The organism is Rhizobacter sp. P3_B12 (genome assembly GCF_056402895.1).
The window spans coordinates 1-4,658 of sequence record NZ_JBFUGN010000478.1 but is presented as its reverse complement, the minus strand read 5'-3'; the positions used below and the strand labels follow the sequence as shown (position 1 = coordinate 4,658).

The window sequence follows — 4,658 nt, the reverse complement described above, 5'->3', positions numbered from 1 at the left end:
ATGCAGAAGGCGGCGAAGCGCGTGAAGGCGGCCGTCGCCGTCGCCGTGGCCGCGGTGGCCGCGACCGCGACGACGCCCGCAATGGCGAAGCCGTCGTGAACGAGAACGGCGAGCAGGTCGCGAACGCATCGGGTGAYGACACGGCTCGCGCCGAGTTGCCGGCGGACGCTGCCGGCCCGCAGGGCGAGTCCGTCGAGTCGGCCGACGCACCGGAGGGCGGCAACGCCACGCCGGAAGGCGGCGAGCGCGATGGGCGCCGCCGGGGTCGCGGCCGCGATCGTCAACGCCGTGAGCGACGCGACGAGACCGACGGCAGCGCACCGCCGGCCGAAGGCGCCGAACCCGGTGCCGCGGGCGACAGCCCGGCCGCTGCGGTGGCCGAGCCGGCGTACCGCTCCGAGATCGCCGAGGCACCTGCCTACACGCCGCCTGCGTACTCACCGCCTGCCTACACGCCGCCGGTCCAGGCGCCCGTCGTCGAAGCACCGATCCCCGCACCCGTGGTGGCCCAGGCCCCCGCAGTGACAGCACCGGTTGCAACGCTGGTCGCGGCACCCGTGGCCGCGCCGGTCGAGCGCTTCGTGCTGCCGCTGTCCGACCTGCAGTCGGTCGCGCAGACCGCTGGCCTCGAATGGGTCAACTCGGATGCCGACAAGATCCGGGCCGTGCAGGAGGCGATGGCCCGCGAGCCGAAGCCGATCCACGTGCCGCGCGAGCCCCGCCCGCCGGTCGCGATCGATGAAGGCCCGCTGGTGCTGGTCGAGACGCGCAAGGACCTGTCGCAGGTCAAGCTGCCGTTCGAATCGGAGTCCGGCAAGCCGGCGGCCTGATCCTGCGTTTCTGACAGCGCGCGGCAACGCGACGACGGCGCCTTCGGGCGCCGTTTTTCATGGTGCGCGGCAAATCGTCAGCGTGATGCCGGCCGCTCGACGAGCACTATTGAAGCGCCGCGGTCAGGGCAGCCGTTCGAGCGCGTTCTGGTAGGTCGGCTGGTGCATCAGCTCGTCCCACGGCAGCGGCGAGGTCTGCGGCAACAGTTCCAGGCGGCGTGTCTCGCTGTTCGCATCGGCCTGCCAGCGGCCCTGCGCGAGCGCCTGTGCCAGTCCGTCGAGCAGCGCATCCACGGGCCGTCCGTTGTCGACCTTCGACTGGTTGCACAGCAGCACCAGGTCGCAGCCGGCGTTCAGCGCCGCGATGCCGGCCTCGACCGCAGTGCCGGCGACGCGGGCGCCTTCCATGCTCAGGTCGTCGCAGCAGATGGCGCCGGTGTAGCCGAGCTGGCCGCGCAGGATCTCCTTCAGCCAGCGCGACGAGAAACCAGCCGGCACCGCATCGACCTGCGGGAAGGTCACGTGCGCCGGCATCACGCAGGTCAGCGTGGTCGACAGCCAGTCGTAGGGTTTCGCATCTTCATCGAGGATCTGCTGCAGCGTGCGGTCGTCGACGGCCCGCGCGACATGCGAATCGGCCACCGCATAGCCGTGCGCCGGAAAGTGCTTGCCGCAGTTGGCCATGCCGGCGCGCAGCAGGCCGGTCGACAGCGCCTGCGCGAGGAGGGCGACGACCCGCGGGTCGCGGTGGAACGCCCGGTCGCCGACGACCTCGCTGCGGCCATGGTCGAGGTCGACCACCGGCGTGTAGCTCAGCTCGACGCCGCAGGCGCGCAGCTCGGTGCCCAGCACGTAGCCGGCCGAGGTGGCCGCATCGACGGCGCGCATCGCGTCGCGCATCCACAGCGCGCCGAACTCGCGCATCGCGGGCAGGTGCGTGAAGCCGTCGGTGCGGAAGCGCTGCACGCGGCCGCCCTCGTGGTCGACGGTGATCAGCACGTCGGGGCGGATCGCCTTCACCTCGGCGGTCAGCTCGGTCAGGTGGCGGCGGTCGACCCAGTTGCGGGTGAACAGGATCAGCCCGCCGGTCAGCGGGTGGCGCAGCCGGCGCCGGTCGTCATCGGTCAGGGCCGTGCCGGCGATGTCGAGGATCACCGGTGCGTGTTCGCTCATGCTGTCTCTCTTCGCATTCAGGGTTGCTGGGTTTCGACGACCACGAAGCTCGCCGCGTAGTCGCTCTCGTCGGTGACGCTGACGTGGGCGACCAGGTGCCGCGCCTTGAACCATTCGGCCAGTTCGCCGTGCARCACGATCTCGGGCTTGCCGCTCGGCAGGTTGACGATCTCGCAGGCGCGCCAGGTCATCGGCATGCGCATGCCGCGGCCGATGGCCTTCGAGAACGCCTCCTTGGCCGAGAAGCGGGTCGCCAGGTAGCTGATGCCGCGCGCTTCGACGCGGGCGCGCCGCGCGTGGAACACCGCCAGCTCCTGCGGGCCGAGCACCTTGGCCGCGAAGCGCTCGCCGCGCCGCTCGAGCGTCGCCGCGATGCGGCGCACGTCGCAGATGTCGGTGCCGATGCCGTAGATCACCGCGCGGCCGCCCGCTGGATGCAGCGCTGGTAGTCGCGCACCGTCTCGACCAGGCCGAGCTCGAGCGCATCGGCCACCAGCGCATGGCCGATCGACACCTCCTGCACGCCGGGCACGGCCCGCAGGAAATCGGTCAGGTTGTCGCGGTTCAGGTCGTGGCCGGCGTTGACGCCCAGGCCGGCGCGCAAGGCCGCCTCGGCGCTCGCGGTGAAGCCGGCCAGCACCGCCGCGCCGGCCGGCGTGCCGTGCGCGCTCGCGAAGGTCTCGGTGTAGAGCTCGACGCGGTCGGCGCCGACCGCGCGCGCCGCCGCCATCGCCTGCGGCTCGGGATCCATGAAGAGGCTCACGCGCACGCCCATCGCATGCACTTCGGCGATCAGCGGCGCGAGGCGCGCGGCATCCTCGGGGAAGCGCCAGCCGTGGTCGGAGGTCGACTGCTCGACGCTGTCCGGCACGAAGGTGCACTGGTGCAGCGGCAGCCCGCGGCGCTTCAGCTCGCGCGCGAAATCCATCAGGTTGTGGAACGGGTTGCCTTCGATGTTGTATTCGATGTGCGGCGTCGCCTGCAGCAGCTCGGCCAGTTCGTAGACATCGCCGGCGCGGATGTGGCGCTCGTCGGGCCGCGGGTGCACGGTGATGCCCTGCGCGCCGCCCAGCAGCGCCAGCTCGGCGGCGCGGGTCACGCTCGGGATGCCGAGATGGCGCGTGTTGCGCAGCAGCGCGACCTTGTTCAGGTTGACCGACAGCGCGGTCAGGCCGCGGTGCGGGTCGAGGCCCGTCGTCTGGGTGGGATTCATGGTGTCCTCAGCGCTCCAAGGCTTGCACGTCGAGCATCACCTGCCGCGTGCGCAGCACCGGTGAGCCCAGATGATAGTGAAGCAGCGCGCGCAGCAGCAGCTTCAGTTCCTGCAGCGCCGGCGCGCAGGCCTGCTGCAATGCCACGAGACTGCCGTGCTGCAGCGCGGCCTGCAGGCCGATCAGCGTCTGGCCGGCCAGCTCGTTCTCGCGGCCGCGCGCCGTCACGACGCCCTGCTCCGGCAGCAGCAGGTAGCGCCCGGCGGGGTCGACCTCGGCCTGCGTCATCGTCACGCAGCTGAGGTCGGGCAGCACGCCGACCTGCTGCAGCAGCGCCAGCTCGAAGGCGCGCAGCGCCGCTTGCACGATGCCGTCGTCGGCAGACACCATCAGCGGCAGCGTCGCGGCATACGCGTCGAACAGCGCCGGATGGGCATCGCTGCGGGCCAGCAGCTTCATCAGCAGCTCGTTCAGGTAGAAGCCGCTGAACAGCGCCGCGCCGGTCAGCATCGCGTGGCCGCCGGCCCATTCGGCGCCGCGCAGCGTCTGCACCTCGCTGGGAGACTCGCTGGACGGCTCGGCGGGGCGCGGCGGCTTGCCGAGCGTCACCTGGATGCGCTGGAACGGCAGCAGCACCGAGCGCAGCTGCGAGTACGGCCGCTTGGCGCCCTTGGCCACCACGGCGATGCGGCCCTGTTCGCGGGTGAACAGGTCGAGGATCAGGCTGGATTCGCTCCAGTCGTAGCGGTGCAGCACGTAGGCCGCCTGCGTGGCCGGTGGGCGCGCGGGGCGGGTGGCCATGCGCGGCGGCTACTCGTAGCCGTAGGTGCGCAGATGCTCTTCGTCGTCGGCCCAGCCCGATCGCACCTTCACCCACAGTTCGAGGAACACGCGGCCGTCCATCAGGCGCTCGAGCTCCTGGCGGGCCTCGGAGCCGATGCGCTTCAGGCGTTCGCCGTCGCTGCCGATCACCATGCCCTTGTGCGCGTCGCGCTCGACGATGATGGTCGCGGCGATGCGGCGCAGCGCGCCCTCTTCCTCGAACTTGTCGATCACGACGGTGGAGGTGTAGGGCAGCTCGTCGCCGGTCAGGCGGAACAGCTTCTCGCGGATGATCTCGCTGGCGAGGAACTTCTCGCTGCGGTCGGTCAGCGCGTCTTCTTCGTAGAACCACGGCGCCTGCGGCAGGTAGGGCTTCACGATGCCCAGCAGGCGCTGAACATCGCTGTCCTTGCGGGCGGTCAGCGGCACGAACTCGGCGAACGCATGCCGATCCTGCATGCCCTTCAGCCAGGGCACGAGGTCGGCGCGGCGGTGCACCGCATCGAGCTTGTTGGCGATCAGCATCACCGGCTTGTCGGCCGGCATCAGCGCCAGCACCTTCGCGTCGTCGAGCCCGAAGCGGCCGGCCTCGACGACGAACAGCACCACGTCGACGTCGCCG

At 71.2% G+C, this 4,658-nt stretch carries 6 protein-coding genes; 1 reads left to right on the top strand and 5 read right to left on the bottom strand.

The window, feature by feature from the left end; all coding sequences use genetic code 11:
* Positions 1-95: 95 nt before the first annotated feature.
* On the top strand, positions 96-830 hold the full coding sequence (locus tag AC1D01_RS21665; RefSeq protein ID WP_477869945.1) for a hypothetical protein: 735 nt from the start codon (positions 96-98) through the stop codon (positions 828-830).
* 123 nt (positions 831-953) lie between these two features.
* On the opposite strand, the gene nagZ is transcribed toward AC1D01_RS21665, so the two are convergent.
* The 5 genes from nagZ to era all read right to left on the bottom strand — a co-directional run.
* On the bottom strand, positions 954-2,003 hold the full coding sequence (gene nagZ, locus AC1D01_RS21660; protein WP_477869943.1) for a beta-N-acetylhexosaminidase: 1,050 nt from the start codon (positions 2,001-2,003) through the stop codon (positions 954-956).
* Between the two features lie 17 nt (positions 2,004-2,020).
* Complete coding sequence (acpS, locus tag AC1D01_RS21655) at positions 2,021-2,419, bottom strand: holo-ACP synthase (RefSeq protein ID WP_477869941.1); 399 nt, start codon at positions 2,417-2,419, stop codon at positions 2,021-2,023.
* Positions 2,416-3,216, bottom strand: a complete 801-nt coding sequence (locus AC1D01_RS21650; RefSeq protein WP_477869939.1) for a pyridoxine 5'-phosphate synthase — start codon at positions 3,214-3,216, stop codon at positions 2,416-2,418. The genes acpS and AC1D01_RS21650 overlap by 4 nt, the downstream gene beginning before the upstream one ends.
* A 7-nt stretch (positions 3,217-3,223) precedes the next feature.
* Positions 3,224-4,015: a DNA repair protein RecO gene (gene recO, locus AC1D01_RS21645; RefSeq protein ID WP_477869937.1), complete on the bottom strand. Its 792-nt coding sequence runs from the start codon at positions 4,013-4,015 to the stop codon at positions 3,224-3,226.
* A gap of 9 nt (positions 4,016-4,024) precedes the next feature.
* Positions 4,025-4,658 (bottom strand): GTPase Era (gene era / locus AC1D01_RS21640; protein ID WP_477869935.1); only part of this gene is annotated, 634 nt, incomplete at its 5' end.

Coding starts and splice junctions, on each gene's coding strand:
- nagZ (WP_477869943.1), bottom strand. CDS start 2,003: ATGAGCGAACACGCACCGGTGATCCTCGACATCGCCGGCACGGCCCTG.
- AC1D01_RS21650 (WP_477869939.1), bottom strand. CDS start 3,216: ATGAATCCCACCCAGACGACGGGCCTCGACCCGCACCGCGGCCTGACC.
- recO (WP_477869937.1), bottom strand. CDS start 4,015: ATGGCCACCCGCCCCGCGCGCCCACCGGCCACGCAGGCGGCCTACGTG.